Here is a 17,453-nt window from a genome sequence, read left to right as displayed (position 1 = left end):
CAATGCAGCAGTTACAGAACGTTATTGAATCCGCTTTCGAGCGCCGTGCCGACATTACTCCGGCAAATGTGGATACCGTAACCCGCGAAGCGGTGAATCAGGTTATTTCTTTACTGGATTCCGGTGCTCTGCGCGTCGCAGAAAAGATTGAGGGTCAGTGGGTCACGCATCAGTGGCTGAAAAAAGCGGTCCTGCTCTCTTTTCGTATTAACGATAATCAGGTTATCGATGGTGCGGAAAGCCGTTACTTCGATAAAGTGCCGATGAAATTCGCCGACTATGACGAAGCGCGCTTTCAGAAGGAAGGTTTCCGCGTGGTTCCGCCTGCGGCCGTGCGTCAGGGCGCGTTTATCGCCCGTAACACCGTGCTGATGCCATCTTACGTAAACATCGGCGCTTATGTTGATGAAGGTACGATGGTTGATACCTGGGCGACTGTCGGGTCCTGTGCGCAAATCGGTAAAAACGTACACCTGTCCGGCGGCGTTGGCATTGGCGGCGTACTGGAGCCGTTACAGGCTAACCCGACCATCATTGAAGATAACTGCTTCATCGGTGCGCGTTCTGAAGTAGTAGAAGGCGTGATCGTCGAAGAAGGCTCCGTTATCTCCATGGGCGTATACATCGGCCAGAGCACCCGTATTTATGATCGCGAAACTGGCGAAGTGCATTATGGCCGCGTTCCGGCGGGCTCCGTTGTCGTTTCCGGCAACCTGCCGTCGAAAGATGGCAAATACAGCCTGTACTGCGCGGTGATAGTGAAAAAGGTTGATGCCAAAACGCGTGGCAAAGTGGGAATCAACGAACTGTTACGCACCATCGACTAACAGCAATTTGAAAAAGCGGGCTTAGCCCGCTTTTTTTACATCTGCGAGTGGCGTAAACAAGGCTTTTCGTTAATTATTCAATGGTTATAGTGAGCTTAAGGGTACCGCTATGTATGACAATCTGAAAAGTCTGGGCATTACTAATCCTGAAGAGATCGATCGTTACAGCCTGCGGCAAGAAGCCAACAACGATATCCTGAAAATCTATTTCCAGAAGGATAAAGGCGAGTTTTTTGCCAAGAGCGTGAAGTTCAAATATCCCCGTCAGCGTAAAACGGTTGTCGCCGATGGCGTCGGCCAGGGTTATAAAGAAGTGCAGGAGATCAGCCCCAACCTGCGCTACGTGATCGATGAACTGGATCAGATCTGCCAGCGCGATCGCAGCGAAGTCGATCTTAAACGTAAGATCCTCGATGATTTACGTCATCTGGAAAGCGTCGTGACCAACAAGATCAGCGAAATTGAAGCCGATCTGGAAAAACTGACGCGTAAATAACCGCGAGTGGATGTATTCGTAGGCCGGGTAAGGCGAAGCCGCCACCCGGCATTTTGCCTGAATCAATGCTGCTCATCTAGCTGCAACGCCACATACAGCAGCAGCCTGTCGTCAAAATTTCCCAAATCCAGCCCGGTCAGTTCTGAAATACGATTCAGGCGATATTCCAGCGTATTACGATGAATAAACAATGCCTTTGAGGTCGCCAGCGGCTGAACGTTATGCCGAAACCATGCCGCCAATGTCCGACGCAGCAAGCCGTTATTATCCATTGCTTTTAACCGTACCAACGGACGTGCCAACTCATTGGCCTGCCAGCCGCCGCGCAGGCTGTCCAGCAGTACCGGCAGCATCAGATCCTGATAGAAATAGCTTCGGCTTTCCGGCATCCGCTGCTTACCGACCATCATGGTGGTACGCGCCGTACGATACGAACGGGCAATGCTGCCAGGCCCGGTAAAATAGTTGCCGAGTGAGACGCGAAAACGCAGCTGTCCGTTCTCTTTCATCCGGGTAATAAGCTGTTCAACGCGCTTGCGATGATCTTCGGCATCCCAGCGGCCAAACTGATTGAGCGCGGGTTTCAGCACCACCATCTCAGTCAGGGAAACAATCGCAATCAGATTATTACGCTCTGGCGTGGTCAACGCATTCTGTAATTGCTGTAGTTCAGCCATCGCGCTGTCAACACCAAGCTGACCGCTGTCGACTTCGACTACCGCTACCACGCGCGGCTGGTTCAAATCGATGCCTAAACGCTGCGCCCATTCCATTAGCGCCGGGGTATTTTCTTCCGCCTGGATCAGGTTCATCACCAGCTCTTCGCGCAGACGGCTGTCCTGGGCTAAAAGATGCATCAGACGAGACTGTTCCAGCATCATTTCGGCGGTCATACACACCAATTCGCCGTATTTGCGCAGATGTTCCGGTTCGCCGGTAAGACCGATAACACCAACGATTTCGCCGTCAAGACGCAGCGGCAGATTGATCCCCTGTCGCACACCGTGTAAATGCCGTGCGACCGCATCGTCAATATCGACCACCCGCCCCTGAGAAAGCACCAGCAGCGCGCCTTCGTGCAATTCACCAATTCGTTCGCGATCGCCGCTGCCGATTATCCGCCCACGGGCATCCATTACGTTGATATTGGTATCAATGATGCGCATGGTACGCGACACGATATCCTGCGCCATTTTGGTATCAAGATGCCAGCCAGCCATAAACCCTCCTGTGAGCAGAGCTCAAGCATAAGGAAGATAACAAGCGACAACATTGTGCAAATGCACAAAGCGCAAGAGAGAAGTATGGAGTTGTGGGAGGTATCACAAAAAGAAACCCCTTCCTGTGCAGGAAGGGGTTGAGGGAGATTACTGCATCAACAGATAGATGGAGCTGTCGCCACGCTGAATGTTCAGCGCCAGTACAGCGGGTTTGCTGTCGAGAATTTTGCGCAGTTCGGCGATATTTTTCACCGGTTGCTGGTTAGCACCGATAATCACATCCCCTTTCTTCAGGCCAATCTGTGCAGCCGGAGAATTCGGTTTCACGTCGCTTACCACGACCCCTTTGTCCTGGCCCTTGTTGCTCATATCGGCACCTTCAATGCCTTTGAAGATAGAGCTGGAATCAACCTGGGTCTGGCTGCTCTGCTGCAGTTCCAGATTCACAGTAACAGGCTTACCGTCGCGCAGCAGGCCAAGGTTAATTTTGCTGCCTACCGGCATAGTTCCCACCTGCGCACGCAGTGCGGCAAAGCTGCTGATAGGTTTACCGTTCAGGGAGGTAATCACATCCCCGGCTTTAATACCCGCTTTCGCTGCGGAAGAGTTCGGCATGACCTGGCTGACGAATGCGCCACGCTGGGCGTCAACTTTCATCGCTTTCGCCAGCTCAGAGCTCAGCTCGGTACCCATAATGCCCAGCTCGCCACGTTTAACCTGGCCGAACTCAACCATCTGCGAGGTCAGGTTTTTCACCATGTTGCTTGGGATTGCAAAGCCGATCCCGATATTACCGCCGTCCGGTGCGAGGATCGCGGTATTAATCCCGATCAGCTCACCGTTCAGGTTGACCAGGGCGCCACCGGAGTTACCCCGGTTGATCGCAGCATCGGTCTGGATAAAGTTCTCGTAGTTTTCCGCATTCAGGCCGCTACGGCCCAGCGCAGAAACGATACCGGAGGTAACGGTCTCGCCGAGGCCAAACGGGTTACCAATTGCCACGGTGTAATCACCCACGCGCAGCGCGTCAGAATCTGCCAGCTTAATTGCTGTCAGGTTTTTCGGATCCTGAATCTGGATCAGCGCGATATCGGAGCGCGGATCTTTACCCACGATCTTCGCGTCAAATTTACGTCCATCGCTCAGTTGAACTTTAATCACCGTGGCGTTATCCACCACGTGGTTGTTGGTCACAACATACCCTTTCGCGGCATCAATAATTACGCCGGAGCCCAGCGCCATAAATTTTTGCTGCTGGCCACCGCCGTTGTCAGCGCCCGGTGCGCCGCCCTGGCAGAACGGGGAACTCTGGAACGGAGAACCGTCCTGGCAGAATGGGGAATTATCACCGAAGAACTGCTGGAAATTACGCGGCATGCGCGGCGTATTCACCGTCGTGCTCCCCTCGACGTTAATACTCACCACCGATGGCATCACTTTTTCAAGCATCGGGGCCAGGCTTGGCATCTGTTGGGCGGTCGTTGCTGAAGACGCCGTTTCAGCCGCTGTTGCAGACAAGGGGGACAACGCCAAACCTAAACTCAGAGCCAGTGCACTCATTGCTAATGTGGTTTTTTTCATGTGTTTCGTTCTCGATTAACAGGTAACGCAAAATTGCTGTATACGTCAGAGTCGTTTTATAGCGCTAAGTTCCAGATTTAAGTTTAAGGAAAAAGTAAAATTTTATTGTCGGCCTTTACAAATGATTATTTATTGCTCTACTGCCATCAACCGGCGATATTCATCCCAGGCGTATAAATCTGTCATCCCGCTGATATAATCCTGAATCAAACGACAGCGATAATAATATTCCAGAACAGAAAACTCAGCGCAGCCAACCGATATTTTACTGACCGCCTCAACATAAGCAAGGCGATGGCGAGTGGACAGCTTCTGAAATAACCGGGACTCGATAGGAAAACGTTTTACTCTTTCATTTTCGACCAGTTCAGTAAAATCTGACTGAGTCATTTTTAATAACGGTTGATAGATTTCCAGCAGCCCGCTGATCACCCGATAGCCCTGTAACTCCAGTTGCTCAACGTCTGGGTGGCTAAACACATGTTTTATCGCCACATTTTTATAGACACCCAGCAACTGGCTGAAGCTACTGGCATCTTCTAACAGCGCGTGATTAAAACATCCCTCAAAAATCTGCGGCAAGTTATCGATAAATCGCTGAGCAGCGTACGGCACCAGTTTATTCAATGTATTAACGCGTAAATACATAAAGAACTGATCTTCGGTACTCCGGCTTAATGTATTTGAACGTGATTTCTCCCAGGCGTTCTCTACCACCAGACTGAACAGGGAACCTTTTTCGTGGTGTCCCCACGCCTCATGCAGATGGTGATAAAGTTGCTCGACGCTAAAGATTCTTTTCTCAACGGCATCTTCCAGATCGGCCACGCAATAAGAGATATCATCGGCAGCTTCCATAATCCAGGTTAATGGAAAGCGACTGTAAGGCGCTAATGATAATTCTTTACGTAACCTCTCAATATACAGTTCTTCAGAAAGATAATAGCCTGGTTTCTTCATTAAATAGTTGTGTGTTGCGGGCGCATTACCACGCCACCACGCCGGACGGGTATATTTCAAAATACCGCCAACCTGCGCCCAGGTAAGATTCATGCGCATCAGGGTATGTACCAGACGAATCCCTTGCGCATTACCTTCAAAATGACACAAATCTTGTCGCACCTTACGGCGAATATCATTCAGCGACTCTTCGCCTTCGCGCAAACGTAATGCCGCCACCAGACAGCGGTCATCGCTGAGTGGCTGACTTTCCGCATCTGCGGGATACAGTCGCTGGCGGAACCAGTCATTAATTGCCGCTTCACCAAAGTGACCAAACGGCGGATTGCCAATGTCGTGCATCAGGCAGGACATTTCGACAATACTTTCAAACGGCCCCGTCAGTTCATCCAGGCCATACTGCTCCAGCAACTTTTGCTCTTTTAGTCGGCTGAGGATCTCTTTCGCGATATAGCGGCCAACCTGCTGAACTTCCATTGAGTGCGTTAAACGCGTGCGCACCGCCGCATTACGTTCCAGCGGAAAGACCTGGGTCTTTTGTTGCAGTCGGCGAATTGCCGGAGAATTTATAATACGTCCACGATCGCTTTCGAAAATACGCAGGATCTCATGCTCAGTCTTCACGCCCTGCGGCGAACGGTAACGACGATGCCAGTTTATTTTTTTTCGGAAATCGATCTGTGCCATGTCCTCTCCCGCCTGAGAAATGCGCTACCCCTTAAGCGCATGATAGACTATGCCCTCAAATCTGGCTTATCGCGAGTAAATCTATGAAAATCGGCATCATTGGTGCAATGGAAGAAGAAGTTACGCTACTGCGTGACAAAATCGAAAACCGTCAGACCATCGCTCTCGGCGGTTGTGAAATTTACACCGGCCAACTGAACGGTACTGAGGTTGCGCTACTGAAATCAGGCATCGGTAAAGTCGCTGCTGCACTGGGCGCTACGTTGCTGCTTGAACGCTGCAAGCCGGACGCCATCATTAATACCGGTTCAGCGGGCGGCCTGGCCTCTACGCTGAAAGTCGGCGATATCGTGGTTTCTGATGAAGCGCGCTATCACGATGCCGACGTCACGGCCTTTGGCTATGAATTTGGTCAGCTACCGGGTTGCCCGGCGGGTTTTAAAGCCGATCCTGCACTGATTGCTGCGGCAGAAGCCTGCATTGCAGAACTGAATCTGAATGCTGTCCGTGGGCTTATCGTCAGCGGCGATGCCTTCATTAATGGCTCTGTTGGCCTGGCAAAAATTCAACATAACTTCCCACAGGCGATTGCCGTTGAGATGGAAGCAACCGCGATTGCGCATGTTTGCCACAATTTTAACGTGCCGTTCGTCGTAGTTCGCGCCATCTCTGACGTCGCCGATCAGCAGTCCCATCTCAGCTTTGACGAGTTCCTGGTGGTCGCCGCGAAGCAGTCAAGCCTGATGGTTGAAACGCTGGTACAGAAACTGGCGCATGGCTAAATTACTCTCCAGGGCGCTGGTCGCCCTGCTTTTCACTCTCCCGGCGTTCCTTTACGCCGCACCGCGTGTTGTTACGCTTTCTCCCGCCAATACTGAACTCGCCTTTGCCGCCGGCATTACCCCCGTTGGCGTCAGTAGCTATTCAAATTACCCGCCCGAGGCCAAAAATATTGAAGAGGTCTCAAGCTGGCAAGGCATGAATCTGGAACGCATTGTGGCGTTGAAACCGGATTTGGTCGTCGCCTGGCGCGGAGGAAATGCTGAGCGGCAGGTTAATCAGCTAACCGCGCTGGGCATTAAGGTCGTCTGGGTGGATGCCGTTACCATTGAGCAGGTCGCCGATGCGCTACGCCAGTTGGCGCCATGGAGCCCCAGGCCAGAGCAGGCCAAACAGGCAGCAAAAACGTTGCTTGATGAATATGCTTTACTAAAATCTCAGTATGCCAACAAACCGAAAAAACGCGTGTTTCTCCAGTTTGGGGCGAATCCTCTGTTTACCAGTGGAAAAGGCTCCATTCAACATGAGGTTCTTGAGGTATGCGGTGGAGAAAACATTTTTGCTGGCAGCCGGGTTCCCTGGCCGCAGGTTAGCCGTGAACAGGTCCTGGCAAGAGCGCCGCAGGCTATCGTTGCCACCGGTGGTTCGGGCGAAACGCTGAAAATTGAGCAATACTGGGGAAACCAGCTAAAAATACCCATTATTACACTTAATAGTGACTGGTTCGAACGCGCGAGCCCGCGTATTATCCTCGCCGCAAAACAACTCTGCAATGCGCTTTCACAGGTAAATTAGCGCCTGCCCCCACCAGGTTTGTTGTGAGGATTTAAACATGCTCGTCTATTGGCTGGATATTGTCGGTACCGCGGTATTTGCTATCTCTGGCGTCTTGCTTGCCGGTAAACTGCGTATGGATCCGTTCGGCGTTCTGGTCTTAGGCGTGGTAACAGCCGTCGGTGGCGGGACGATCCGCGATATGGCGCTGGATAACGGACCGGTGTTTTGGGTTAAGGATCCTACCGATCTGGTGGTGGCGATGATCACCAGCATGCTGACGATCCTGCTGGTGCGTCAGCCCCGACGGTTGCCGAAGTGGATCCTGCCGGTGCTGGATGCCGTTGGTCTGGCGGTATTCGTGGGCATTGGCGTCAACAAAGCTTTTATAGCCGGAACAGGGCCTCTGGTGGCGATTTGTATGGGAGTGATCACCGGCGTTGGCGGTGGGATCATTCGTGACGTATTAGCCCGTGAAGTACCGATGATTTTGCGCACCGAAATCTACGCGACAGCCTGTATTATCGGCGGGATCGTACATGCGACCGCGTTTTATACCTTTGATGTTTCACTGGAAAACGCCAGTATGATGGGGATGATTGTCACCCTGCTGATTCGGCTGGCCGCCATTCGCTGGCATTTGAAATTGCCGACGTTTGCGCTGGATGATAACGGACGTTGATATGACGATACAGAACATGTAGGCCGGATAAGGCGTTTACGCCGCCATCCGGCACATTGCCCGGTGGCGCTGCGCTTACCGGGCCTACAACATCAGACCATCAGTATTACAGACAGCAATCAGATGCTGAAAGAAGAACCACACCCGCAGGTGCTTTTAGCATTCGGGTTAGTCACAACGAAGCGGGAACCTTCCAGACCTTCGGTATAGTCAACCGAACCACCCACCAGATATTGCAGGCTCATCGGATCAACCACCAGACCAACACCTTGTTTCTCAATGGTCATGTCACCATCGTTCACCTGATCATCAAAGGTGAAACCATACTGAAAACCACTGCAACCACCGCCGGTGATATACACGCGTAATTTCAGGTTCGGGTTATCTTCGTCAGCGATCAGGCTTTTTACTTTATTGGCTGCTGCTTCAGTAAATTGCAGTGGCAGCGCTACGTCATCACTCATATTTTGCTCCAAACGACATTGGCAATTGGGCAAATTATAACCCAATGGTTAAAGCCATTATCTAATACCCTGGTATTTCGTTCAAGTATTCTCGCCAGCGGCGGTACCCTGGCTTTTTGCCGCCTGCTCCGCTTCCTGTTTTGCCAGCGTGCGGGCAAGGATAGTCGAGTATAGCGGCTTTCCGCCCATAAATTGGGCTAATAGTGTTGCGCCAAGACAGGTAATAATCATTGGCAAAATGAGCTGATAGTTATCGGTCATCTCCAGCACCAGCACAATACCGGTGAGCGGCGCCCTTACCGACGCCGCCAACAATGCCCCCATTCCGGCGATGGCGAAGGTCCCGGCCTCGAGGTGATAATGCGGAAAGGAGGCCGCTGCGGCCATACCGAACGCGGTACCAAGCAGCGTGCCCAACGCCAGCATCGGGGCAAAAATCCCACCAGGCGCACCGGACGAGAAGCACAGCAGCGTGGTAATAACCCGGGTAATAAAGATAAACAGCAGCAGACCGACGCTAAAATTGCCTGCCGCAGCAATCGGGATCAGGTTAAACCCGCCACCTGCCGCTTCAGGTTTAATTAATCCAAGGATCCCGCACAGGCCGCCAATCGCACCGCCCATGAGCACCCATTTTTTAATCTCGCCACCGTGGAAACGCTGGAACATGTCCTGGGTACGCAACACCATGGTATTAAACAATGGTCCGACGCAGCCAAAAATAATCCCCAGCACCAGATACAGCCACAGCGTATTCACCGGCGCATTGGAGAGCTTGCCAACTTCAATAATCGGGGCTTCACCGTTGAAAACGCGAAACACAATGCTCGACATGATGACGCCGGTAAACACGGCTTTGATCGACACGAGGTTATAGCGAAACTGTGGACGCATCTCTTCAATAATGAACAGGATCCCCGCCAGAGGAGCATTAAACGCCGCCGACAAGCCCGCTGCAGCACCGGTAGCCAGCAGGGTATGCCGCGCTTCGGCGCTGCGCATACGGAAAATATCCAGCACCATGCGTCCAATGTTGCCGCCAATCTGCACGGTCGGCCCTTCTCGCCCGAGCACCATCCCAGCGCCCAGTGTGCCCATACCGCCGATAAATTTCACCGGCAGAACGCGCCACCAGCGCACGGGTCGCAACTCTTCCAAAGCGCCTTCAATCTCTGGGATCCCCGAACCGCCCGCTTCCGGCGCAAATTTACGCACCAGAAAATAGCCGACCATCGCCAGCAATGCAGAGAGGATAAACGCCAGCGGCCACAGCAGAATGGCATGGTCCGCAACCTGAGCCAGCGCGCCTATGCGCTGATTCTGCACCCAGGTCACCGCTTTCTCAAAGGCTACGCCCACTAGTCCCGTCACGGTCCCCACTACCGCGGCCATCAAGAGGATCGCCAACGGCGTTTTGTCTCGTTCCAGGAGTCGACGGATTTGATCCCTGCGGCGTAAACGCACAATTTGTTGTGCTTCAAAAGAGGGAGTGTCTGTCTTCATCAGATGATCATTAATTGGTAATACAAATACGGAATCGGCATTCTACTCGCACATTTCACGAAAATCCCCTGCAAATCGCATTGTTTCAATTGCGTAAAACTTTCATAACCTTCTCTGAATAACTAGAATAGCGGGCATTTACTTTTTCTACGAACCAGGACCCCATCCATGAGTAAGTCTGAAAATCTCTACAGCGCAGCACGCGAACTTATCCCCGGCGGCGTTAACTCCCCCGTTCGCGCCTTTACTGGCGTGGGTGGTACTCCGCTGTTTATCGAAAAAGCGGACGGCGCGTATCTGTACGATGTCGATGGTAAAGCCTATGTCGACTACGTCGGTTCCTGGGGACCGATGGTACTGGGTCACAACCATCCGGCAATCCGTAATGCGGTGATTGAAGCCGCAGAACGCGGTTTAAGCTTCGGCGCGCCAACCGAGATGGAAGTGAAAATGGCGGAGCTGGTCACTGAACTCGTGCCGACCATGGACATGGTGCGCATGGTGAACTCCGGTACGGAAGCGACAATGAGCGCCATCCGTCTGGCGCGCGGTTTTACCGGTCGCGATAAGATCATCAAATTTGAAGGCTGCTACCACGGCCATGCTGACTGCCTGCTGGTCAAAGCCGGTTCCGGCGCGTTAACGCTGGGCCAGCCGAACTCCCCTGGCGTTCCAGCTGATTTCGCGAAACACACCCTGACCTGCACCTATAACGATCTCTCTTCAGTGCGTGCAGCGTTTGAACAGTACCCGCAGGAGATCGCCTGTATCATCGTTGAGCCGGTCGCCGGCAACATGAACTGCATCCCGCCGCTGCCAGAATTCCTGCCAGGCCTGCGTGCATTGTGCGATGAGTTTGGCGCGCTGTTGATTATCGATGAAGTGATGACCGGTTTCCGCGTGGCACTGGCCGGTGCTCAAGATTATTACGGCGTTGTTCCGGACCTGACCTGCCTGGGTAAAATCATCGGTGGCGGGATGCCCGTTGGCGCATTCGGTGGCCGTCGTGATGTGATGGACGCGCTGGCGCCGACCGGTCCGGTTTACCAGGCGGGTACGCTGTCCGGTAACCCGATTGCAATGGCGGCGGGCTTTGCTTGTCTGACCGAAGTGGCGCAACCGGGTATTCATGAAACGCTGAACGAACTGACAACGCGTCTGGCGGAAGGTCTGTTGGAAGCGGCCAAAGACGCCAATATTCCGCTGGTGGTTAACCATGTGGGCGGGATGTTCGGGATTTTCTTCACCGATGCAGAAACCGTGACCTGCTATCAGGATGTGATGGCATGCGACGTTGAACGCTTTAAGCGTTTCTTCCACATGATGCTGGATGAAGGGATTTACCTGGCGCCGTCCGCCTTCGAAGCGGGCTTTATGTCTGTGGCGCACAGTGAAGAAGATATCAATAACACCATCGACGCCGCGCGTCGGGTGTTTGCGAAACTGTAAAAGAGAACGTACAGAAACAACGTAGGCCGGGTAAGGCGAAGCCGCCACCCGGCTTTTTTATTGCCGGATGGCGACGCGAGCGTCTTATCCTGCCTACATGAAAAGAATCAGCCTCAGCGGCTCTGCTTTCTCAGCAGATAGATAAAGTACGGCGCGCCGATAAATGTCGACAGTAATCCCGCCGGGATCTGATACGGAAACAGCACCATTCTGCCGCACCAGTCGGCAAAGACCAGCAGCACGCCTCCCGCCAGCGCCGAAATCAGTATATGCGGCATCGCCCGGCGAAAACCCATCATGCGAGCAATATGCGGCGCCATCAGCCCGACAAAGCTCAACGGCCCAATCGTCATGGTTGCTGTCGCCGTCAATCCCGCCGCCAACAGCAGTAACCCCACGCGTGACGGCGTCAACGCCATACCGACCGCCCGCGCCGTATCGCCGCCGAGCGGTAAAATCGTCAACCAACGACGGCACAGCGGCGTCAGCACCAGCAAGAAAACCATCACTATCCCGGTACGCAATACCTGCTCGCCTGTCGCGTTATAGGTTGAGCCAGAGATCCAGGTCAACACGCCCGCCATGCGCGGGTCGCCGCTGGCCTGCAGCATCATCAGCAGCATTGTAAACGCCGTGCTGAGCGCCATCCCTGCCAGCAGCATACGGTGCGGCGAAAAACCGCCGCGCCCGGCGGCAACCATGATGATAAGCAGAGTGACTGCCGCTCCGAGGCTCCCGGCGGGGAGTAGCCAGCCAAAGGCATTGCCGGGCACCAGAAACAGCATGAGCACTACGCCAAATGCCGCGCCGGAGCTAATACCCAGGACTTCCGGGCTGGCCATTGGATTTCCGGTCAGACGCTGAATAATACAGCCCGCAACCGCCAGCATCACTCCGGCAATCAGCGCCGCCAGAATACGTGGCCAGCGCCAGGGCATCAGTTCATCAAGCATCACGCCGCTGGCCCATGTCCAGCCGTGTGCATCACGTCCGAACGACAACGCCACGACAACCGCCAGCAGTAAAATCGCACCGCCCGCCAGCGCAAACATCAGTACATTTTGACGCTCAGCGGCGATGCGGTTGCTGGCATTCATATCCGGTGCGCTCATGCTTTTAAGGCGCGGCAGCAGCCACAGCAGCAGCGGCGCGCCAACCAGTGCCGTCACCGAGCCGGTGGAGACTTCCATCCAGACGCGGGTTAGCCACAGAATGATTTGATCGGAGAGCCAGAGGATCAGCGCGCCAATCAACGGGGCCAGCAACAGACGCGCCAGTAAGCGCCGGGCACCGAGCATTTTTGCCAGCAGCGGCGCAAACAGACCGATAAAACCGATAATTCCGACGGCGTTAACCAGCAAGGCGCTGATGACAATCGCCAGCGTCAGTGCCGCCAGGCGCGCCAGCGATAGCGCCAGCCCAAGGTTGCGCGCCACGCCGTCATCCAGTCCCATCAGCGTCATTGGGCGTAATAACAGCAGCGTCAACATCACGCCGCCCAGCAGTTGCGGCCACAAACGCTGAACGCCACTCCAGTCGGTTTGCGTCAGCGAGCCACTGCTCCATAAAAACATGCTTTGCAGCTGATCGTGATGGAAAAGTACCAGTAACTGGTTAATCGCCCCGCAGTACAGGCTGACCACCAGACCGGCAAGGATTAGCGTCACGGGGGAAAGACGTTTGCCCCAGGCAACGCCAAACACCAGCGCGCCAACGATACAGGCCCCTGCCAGCGCCGCAAATTGCGCGGTCAGCGCCCCCGGAATCGCCCACAGCGTCGTGACCGTAATACCTAACTGCGCCCCGGTTGCGACACCTAACGTAGTGGGTTCTGCCAGTTGGTTACGCAGCACCTGCTGGAACAACACGCCGACCAGGCCCAGCCCGGCACCGACCAACAGCGAAATTGCCAACCTCGGCAGCAAGCTGTAGTGGAAAACCATCTGCTCAATAGCATTGATATCCGGTGACCAGATAGCCTGTTGCCACTGGCTGCGCGGTAGCGCATCGGAGAAGTTAACCCAGGTGAGCCAGCAGGCAGCGACAAACAGAACCGCCAGAAGAAGCGTAGGGAACAGCGCAATTCGTTTACTCACGCTTTGCCTCCCAGCGCATTATCCAGAATGCGGGCAAAATGCATCGCGGACAGCGTTGCGCCATAAAACCAGACGGCAGGCACGCGCTGAAAACGTCCGTCACGGACAAACGGCATCGCCTGCCATAATGGCGTAGACATCAGCGCAGCCATCTCTTTATCGTTGCCGTGATCAAAGCACAGCACATCAACATCCTTATAAGCAGCCAGACGGTCAATACTCACAGCAGTGCTGCCCCAGAAGTTGGTTTCTCCCTGCCAGGCGTTGGGGATCCCATATTCGTCCAGCACCTCCTGAAACAGGCTGTTCGGCCCAAACACCAGCATATGCCGCGAATCAAGCAGGGATGTCAGGAGCACGGGGCGCGCGCCACGTTGCATAAAGCGCGCTTTCAGGCTGGCGATAAAACGATCGTACTCGGCCAGATGGCGTTCAGCGGAGGCTGACAGATTCAGCAATTGCGCCATTTCCTGCAGCGATTTTCGCGCAACGGCCAGCGGCTTTTTGCCATCACTGAAATTAAATCCCTGCCCGGGGGCAATCCGCGCGAGCTTTTCGGGGGCGGGGCCATAACCAGCCGACCACACCAGAAACGAGGGCTTCATTTCGGTCAGCAGTTCGAGATTGGGTTCCGTACGTAGCCCGACGTCAATCACCGACTCCGGCAATGGAGGCTCATTGACCCACAGCTTGTAGTTAGGGATATCGGCAATGCCATACGGCGTAATACCCAGCGCCAGCAACAGCTCTACCGGTAACCATTCCAGCGCCACAATACGCTGTGGATCAATCGCCGCCGCGTGCGCCGTATTCATCCGCCACAGCAGAGGCGACAGCGCCATCGCCGTGAGCAGCCGCCGACGGGTAATATGATGTAATCCGATCATTAATAGACAAAACTCACGGGTGCGGCACCGGCCGGATGCGGCAAAATGCCCATCGGGATACCGTAAATTTGTTCCAGAGTTTCACTGCGCATCAGTTCAGCTGGCGTTCCTTGAGAAATCATCTCACCGCCGCGCAGCGCAACGAGGTAATCGCAGTAGCGGGCCGCCATGTTGATATCATGCAGCACCGCAACCACCGTCAGCCCGCGCTGCTGGCTTAAGCGGTGCACCAGCGCCAGCACGTCAACCTGATGGGCGATATCCAGCGCGGAAGTCGGTTCATCAAGCAGCAGGCAGCGGCTGTCCTGTGCCACCAGCATGGCAATCCACGCGCGCTGGCGTTCACCACCGGACAGGCTATCGACCAGACGATGCGCCAGCGGTTTTAAACCGACCAACGAAATCGCTTCTTCCACTTTCTCTCTGTCGGCTACGCCAAAACGCCCCAGCGCCCCGTGCCATGGATAACGACCAATCGCCACCAGTTCACGCACCGTCATCCCTTCCGCCTGCGGCAACTGCTGCGGCAGATAGGCGACCTTGCGGGCAAATGCTTTGCTGCTCCAGTTCTCCAGCGGCTGTTCATCAAGCAGGATTTCACCTTCTGACGGCGGCTGATGACGTCCCAGCATTTTCAATAACGTCGATTTACCGGAACCGTTGTGGCCGATAAGACCAGTCACTTTCCCCACAGGAAAAGTTAATGAGAGAGGATGCAATAGCGTGCGGCCAGGCACACGAAAGGAGACATTACGCAACGCAAAAGTGGTGTCGGGATGGGATCTGTTTTCCTGCATAGCAGCCAACTTGTAAAATGGGCACGCAAAGCGTGCCCAAAGAGAAATTAGAAACGGAAGGTTGCGGTTGCAACGACCTGACGTTCTGCGCCCCAGAAGCAGCCATAGGTATCAAAGCAGCTGGCAACGTATTCACGGTCAAACAGATTAGTAACGTTAACCGCAACGCTGGAACCTGCCATACCGAGACGAGCGAGATCGTATTTAACGACGGCATCCATCACGGTTGAGCTACCCACCTTGAAAGTATTTCCAGGATCACCATAGCTAGAACCGACATAACGGCCACCAGTTCCCAGCGTTAACCCAGATAACGGGCCTTCGTAGAAGGTGTAATCCCCCCACAGAGAGGCCATGTTTTTTGGTACCTGAACAGGTGTTTTACCTTTAAGCGTCGTGTCTTCTGTATATTCCGCATCGGTATATGTATAAGACGCTGTAAGGTTAATGTTCGCATTCACTGCGGCTTTTGCTTCTAATTCAACGCCACGAGAACGTATTTCACCCCCCGGAACCTGCGCATACGGGTTAAGCGGGTCGGTAGTCAGGTTATTCGTTTTCGTCAGCTCATATACCGCGGCAGTAACAACAACGGGCAGATCTTTTGGAACATATTTCACGCCAGCTTCATATTGCTTACCTTTTGACGGTGCATACGCAACGTTGTCGGCAGGAGTTGCTGCCCATGCTTTAGAAGGGTTCGGCTCAAAAGATTCGCTGTAGCTGAAGTATGGCGTAATACCATTGTCGAAGAGATAGTTAATCCCGCCGCGCCAGGTGAACTGCTCATCGTTACGCTCAACTTTCTGATTACTGGAACGAATAGTGGTTGCCTGCTGAGACCAGTCATAGCGGCCTCCCAGTGTTGCAACCCATTTATTCCATTCCAGTTGGTCCTGTACATACACGCCAGTTTGGTGCTGCGTGTTAAGCTGGAACGGTTTCGCGTCAGGGAAATCAACATCTTCATACACCGGATTATTCATATCTAAAGGCGGTGCACTTCCGTAGGCGTTATCAATATCGTTTCGCAGACGCGAATAGTCGACGCCGGTGAGCAGAGTGTGTCCAACATCTCCCGTCGCGAACTTGCTTTCCAATTGAGTATCTACGCCAAAATCATTATAGCGTTCATCGGCGACGATAATCTGACGAGTCAATTGATTACCCACTGCGCCGAAACCGTACACACTCTGTTGAGAGGTTTTGATTTGGCTATAACGTAAATTTTGACGCACAGTGAAGGTATCATCAAAACTGTGTTCAAAGCTGTAACCAACCATTCGCTCATAACGCGAATAGGTATTGTTCGGCGCATAATCCGTAAAGCTCACTGGCAAACGGGAACCATCAGGTAACGGATCGACCGTACCTTGTTTCGGCAACCAGCCGTAATAGCCCGTTGACGGTTCATTCTGAATGTTTGCTCGCAGAGTCAGGTTGGTTCGGTCATCAGGCTTCCAGCTAAACACTGGAGCAATGGCATAACGCTTCTGCTTCGCGAAATCCTGTTGTTCGTCATTAGAACGAGCCAACCCTGTCAGGCGGTATGAGTACACGCCGTCGTCATCCAGGGAATCGCTGAAATCAAAACCGGTTTGGAACAGATTATCCGAACCCATTTTGAATTGAATTTCTTTTAGCGGCTCTGATGTCGGGCTTTTGCTAACCATGGAGATCAAGCCGCCCGGATTACTTTTCCCGTAAAGGACAGATGTTGGCCCGCGCATAAGCTCGACGCGTTCAAGCATGTAAGGATCAACAACGGCAGAGCTGTAGTAATCCCCCTGTAGCTTGACGCCATCAAGGTAATTGTTTGGTGTTGGGCCAGGCGTATAGAAGCCACGAATAATAACGAAATCATAAGTGCTGGAAGCGCCACGCGTAGAAACGGCAGCACCAGGGGTATAGGCTAAAGCCTCTTTTACCGACCCTGGCTGATGCATATCCATCTCTTCACGCGTCACAACCGAAACAGACTGCGGGGTCTTTTCGATAGGCGTATCAGTCTTGGTGGCAGTGGCAGAGCGTTTCGCGGCGATGGTTGCTGCAGGTCCCCATGCACTTTCCTGCGGAGCAGGCGCTGCAGTTACGGTGATGGTTTCTTCTTTCGGGTCAACCGCCGCCTGTGCATAGACAGACATGCCGCTAACCGCTGTGGCTACCACTACTGCGATTTTACGCAGTGATGAACTTGGCTGAGCAGTTTTAAGACGCGCCATTGGTATTTCTCTGATGAAAGTAAATGAT

The 17,453-nt window shown here is 53.6% G+C and carries 15 protein-coding genes and 1 pseudogene; 6 read left to right on the top strand and 10 right to left on the bottom strand.

Annotation, left to right across the window (positions count from 1 at the left end; translation table 11 throughout):
- The first annotated feature begins 2 nt into the window (after positions 1-2).
- Positions 3-827 carry a 2,3,4,5-tetrahydropyridine-2,6-dicarboxylate N-succinyltransferase gene (gene dapD / locus FHD02_RS07665; RefSeq protein WP_006686779.1) on the top strand — a complete coding sequence of 275 codons (825 nt, stop codon included), beginning with the start codon at positions 3-5 and terminating at the stop codon, positions 825-827.
- Positions 828-936: 109 nt separating this feature from the next.
- Complete coding sequence (locus FHD02_RS07660; protein WP_003018562.1) at positions 937-1,323, top strand: DUF3461 family protein; 387 nt, start codon at positions 937-939, stop codon at positions 1,321-1,323.
- Between the two features lie 62 nt (positions 1,324-1,385).
- Here the strand turns inward: FHD02_RS07660 and cdaR are convergent, their stop codons facing one another.
- From cdaR to dgt, 3 genes are all read right to left on the bottom strand, one after another.
- Positions 1,386-2,543 (bottom strand): DNA-binding transcriptional regulator CdaR, encoded by a 1,158-nt coding sequence (gene cdaR / locus FHD02_RS07655; RefSeq protein ID WP_137360286.1) that lies wholly within the window; start codon positions 2,541-2,543, stop codon positions 1,386-1,388.
- 147 nt (positions 2,544-2,690) lie between these two features.
- On the bottom strand, positions 2,691-4,124 hold the full coding sequence (degP, locus tag FHD02_RS07650; RefSeq protein ID WP_005132129.1) for a serine endoprotease DegP: 1,434 nt from the start codon (positions 4,122-4,124) through the stop codon (positions 2,691-2,693).
- Between the two features lie 129 nt (positions 4,125-4,253).
- Positions 4,254-5,771, bottom strand: a complete 1,518-nt coding sequence (dgt, locus tag FHD02_RS07645; RefSeq protein ID WP_042312189.1) for a dGTPase — start codon at positions 5,769-5,771, stop codon at positions 4,254-4,256.
- Positions 5,772-5,854: 83 nt separating this feature from the next.
- On the opposite strand from dgt, the gene mtnN reads away from it, so the two are divergent.
- The 3 genes from mtnN to FHD02_RS07630 are packed head-to-tail and all read left to right on the top strand — an operon-like array spanning position 5,855 to position 8,007.
- A complete protein-coding gene (gene mtnN / locus FHD02_RS07640; protein ID WP_042312191.1) occupies positions 5,855-6,553 on the top strand; it encodes a 5'-methylthioadenosine/S-adenosylhomocysteine nucleosidase in 699 nt (232 codons plus the stop codon).
- A complete protein-coding gene (btuF, locus tag FHD02_RS07635) occupies positions 6,546-7,346 on the top strand; it encodes a vitamin B12 ABC transporter substrate-binding protein BtuF (protein WP_137370452.1) in 801 nt (266 codons plus the stop codon). The genes mtnN and btuF overlap by 8 nt, the downstream gene beginning before the upstream one ends.
- A 37-nt stretch (positions 7,347-7,383) precedes the next feature.
- Positions 7,384-8,007: a TRIC cation channel family protein gene (locus FHD02_RS07630; RefSeq protein WP_038637378.1), complete on the top strand. Its 624-nt coding sequence runs from the start codon at positions 7,384-7,386 to the stop codon at positions 8,005-8,007.
- A gap of 119 nt (positions 8,008-8,126) precedes the next feature.
- Here the strand turns inward: FHD02_RS07630 and erpA are convergent, their stop codons facing one another.
- From erpA to clcA, 3 genes and pseudogenes are all read right to left on the bottom strand, one after another.
- Entirely contained in the window at positions 8,127-8,471 is a 345-nt protein-coding gene (gene erpA / locus FHD02_RS07625; protein WP_006686771.1) for an iron-sulfur cluster insertion protein ErpA, read from the bottom strand.
- A pseudogene (gene yadW, locus FHD02_RS07620) lies at positions 8,464-8,529 on the bottom strand (small protein YadW). The gene erpA and the pseudogene yadW overlap by 8 nt, the downstream one beginning before the upstream one ends.
- Before the next feature lie 23 nt (positions 8,530-8,552).
- Positions 8,553-9,974 (bottom strand): H(+)/Cl(-) exchange transporter ClcA, encoded by a 1,422-nt coding sequence (clcA, locus tag FHD02_RS07615; RefSeq protein ID WP_042312194.1) that lies wholly within the window; start codon positions 9,972-9,974, stop codon positions 8,553-8,555.
- Between the two features lie 168 nt (positions 9,975-10,142).
- On the opposite strand from clcA, the gene hemL reads away from it, so the two are divergent.
- A complete protein-coding gene (hemL, locus tag FHD02_RS07610) occupies positions 10,143-11,423 on the top strand; it encodes a glutamate-1-semialdehyde 2,1-aminomutase (RefSeq protein ID WP_137360283.1) in 1,281 nt (426 codons plus the stop codon).
- 113 nt (positions 11,424-11,536) lie between these two features.
- Here the strand turns inward: hemL and fhuB are convergent, their stop codons facing one another.
- Genes fhuB through fhuA form a run of 4 tightly spaced genes read right to left on the bottom strand, consistent with a single transcriptional unit; the run spans position 11,537 to position 17,425 of the window.
- On the bottom strand, positions 11,537-13,519 hold the full coding sequence (fhuB, locus tag FHD02_RS07605; protein WP_220393783.1) for a Fe(3+)-hydroxamate ABC transporter permease FhuB: 1,983 nt from the start codon (positions 13,517-13,519) through the stop codon (positions 11,537-11,539).
- A complete protein-coding gene (gene fhuD, locus FHD02_RS07600; RefSeq protein ID WP_220393782.1) occupies positions 13,516-14,406 on the bottom strand; it encodes a Fe(3+)-hydroxamate ABC transporter substrate-binding protein FhuD in 891 nt (296 codons plus the stop codon). The genes fhuB and fhuD overlap by 4 nt, the downstream gene beginning before the upstream one ends.
- Positions 14,406-15,203, bottom strand: coding sequence for a Fe3+-hydroxamate ABC transporter ATP-binding protein FhuC (gene fhuC / locus FHD02_RS07595; RefSeq protein WP_220393781.1), 798 nt, complete (start codon positions 15,201-15,203; stop codon positions 14,406-14,408). Before fhuC ends, fhuD begins: the two co-directional genes overlap by 1 nt.
- Positions 15,204-15,250: 47 nt before the next feature.
- On the bottom strand, positions 15,251-17,425 hold the full coding sequence (gene fhuA / locus FHD02_RS07590) for a ferrichrome porin FhuA (RefSeq protein ID WP_220393780.1): 2,175 nt from the start codon (positions 17,423-17,425) through the stop codon (positions 15,251-15,253).
- Positions 17,426-17,453: the final 28 nt, after the last annotated feature.

This window comes from Citrobacter sp. EC_71 (assembly GCF_019584005.1).
In the GTDB taxonomy this organism is placed as follows: Bacteria; Pseudomonadota; Gammaproteobacteria; order Enterobacterales; family Enterobacteriaceae; genus Citrobacter; species Citrobacter werkmanii.
Note: the sequence above shows the minus strand (reverse complement) of the source record. Positions and strands in the feature narration are given on the sequence as shown.

Bases quoted from the DNA above. Each gene is read 5' to 3' on its own strand.
- dapD (WP_006686779.1), top strand. From the start codon at position 3: ATGCAGCAGTTACAGAACGTTATTGAATCCGCTTTCGAGCGCCGTGCC.
- FHD02_RS07660 (WP_003018562.1), top strand. From the start codon at position 937: ATGTATGACAATCTGAAAAGTCTGGGCATTACTAATCCTGAAGAGATC.
- cdaR (WP_137360286.1), bottom strand. From the start codon at position 2,543: ATGGCTGGCTGGCATCTTGATACCAAAATGGCGCAGGATATCGTGTCG.
- degP (WP_005132129.1), bottom strand. From the start codon at position 4,124: ATGAAAAAAACCACATTAGCAATGAGTGCACTGGCTCTGAGTTTAGGT.
- dgt (WP_042312189.1), bottom strand. From the start codon at position 5,771: ATGGCACAGATCGATTTCCGAAAAAAAATAAACTGGCATCGTCGTTAC.
- mtnN (WP_042312191.1), top strand. From the start codon at position 5,855: ATGAAAATCGGCATCATTGGTGCAATGGAAGAAGAAGTTACGCTACTG.
- btuF (WP_137370452.1), top strand. From the start codon at position 6,546: ATGGCTAAATTACTCTCCAGGGCGCTGGTCGCCCTGCTTTTCACTCTC.
- FHD02_RS07630 (WP_038637378.1), top strand. From the start codon at position 7,384: ATGCTCGTCTATTGGCTGGATATTGTCGGTACCGCGGTATTTGCTATC.
- erpA (WP_006686771.1), bottom strand. From the start codon at position 8,471: ATGAGTGATGACGTAGCGCTGCCACTGCAATTTACTGAAGCAGCAGCC.
- clcA (WP_042312194.1), bottom strand. From the start codon at position 9,974: ATGAAGACAGACACTCCCTCTTTTGAAGCACAACAAATTGTGCGTTTA.
- hemL (WP_137360283.1), top strand. From the start codon at position 10,143: ATGAGTAAGTCTGAAAATCTCTACAGCGCAGCACGCGAACTTATCCCC.
- fhuD (WP_220393782.1), bottom strand. From the start codon at position 14,406: ATGATCGGATTACATCATATTACCCGTCGGCGGCTGCTCACGGCGATG.
- fhuC (WP_220393781.1), bottom strand. From the start codon at position 15,203: ATGCAGGAAAACAGATCCCATCCCGACACCACTTTTGCGTTGCGTAAT.
- fhuA (WP_220393780.1), bottom strand. From the start codon at position 17,425: ATGGCGCGTCTTAAAACTGCTCAGCCAAGTTCATCACTGCGTAAAATC.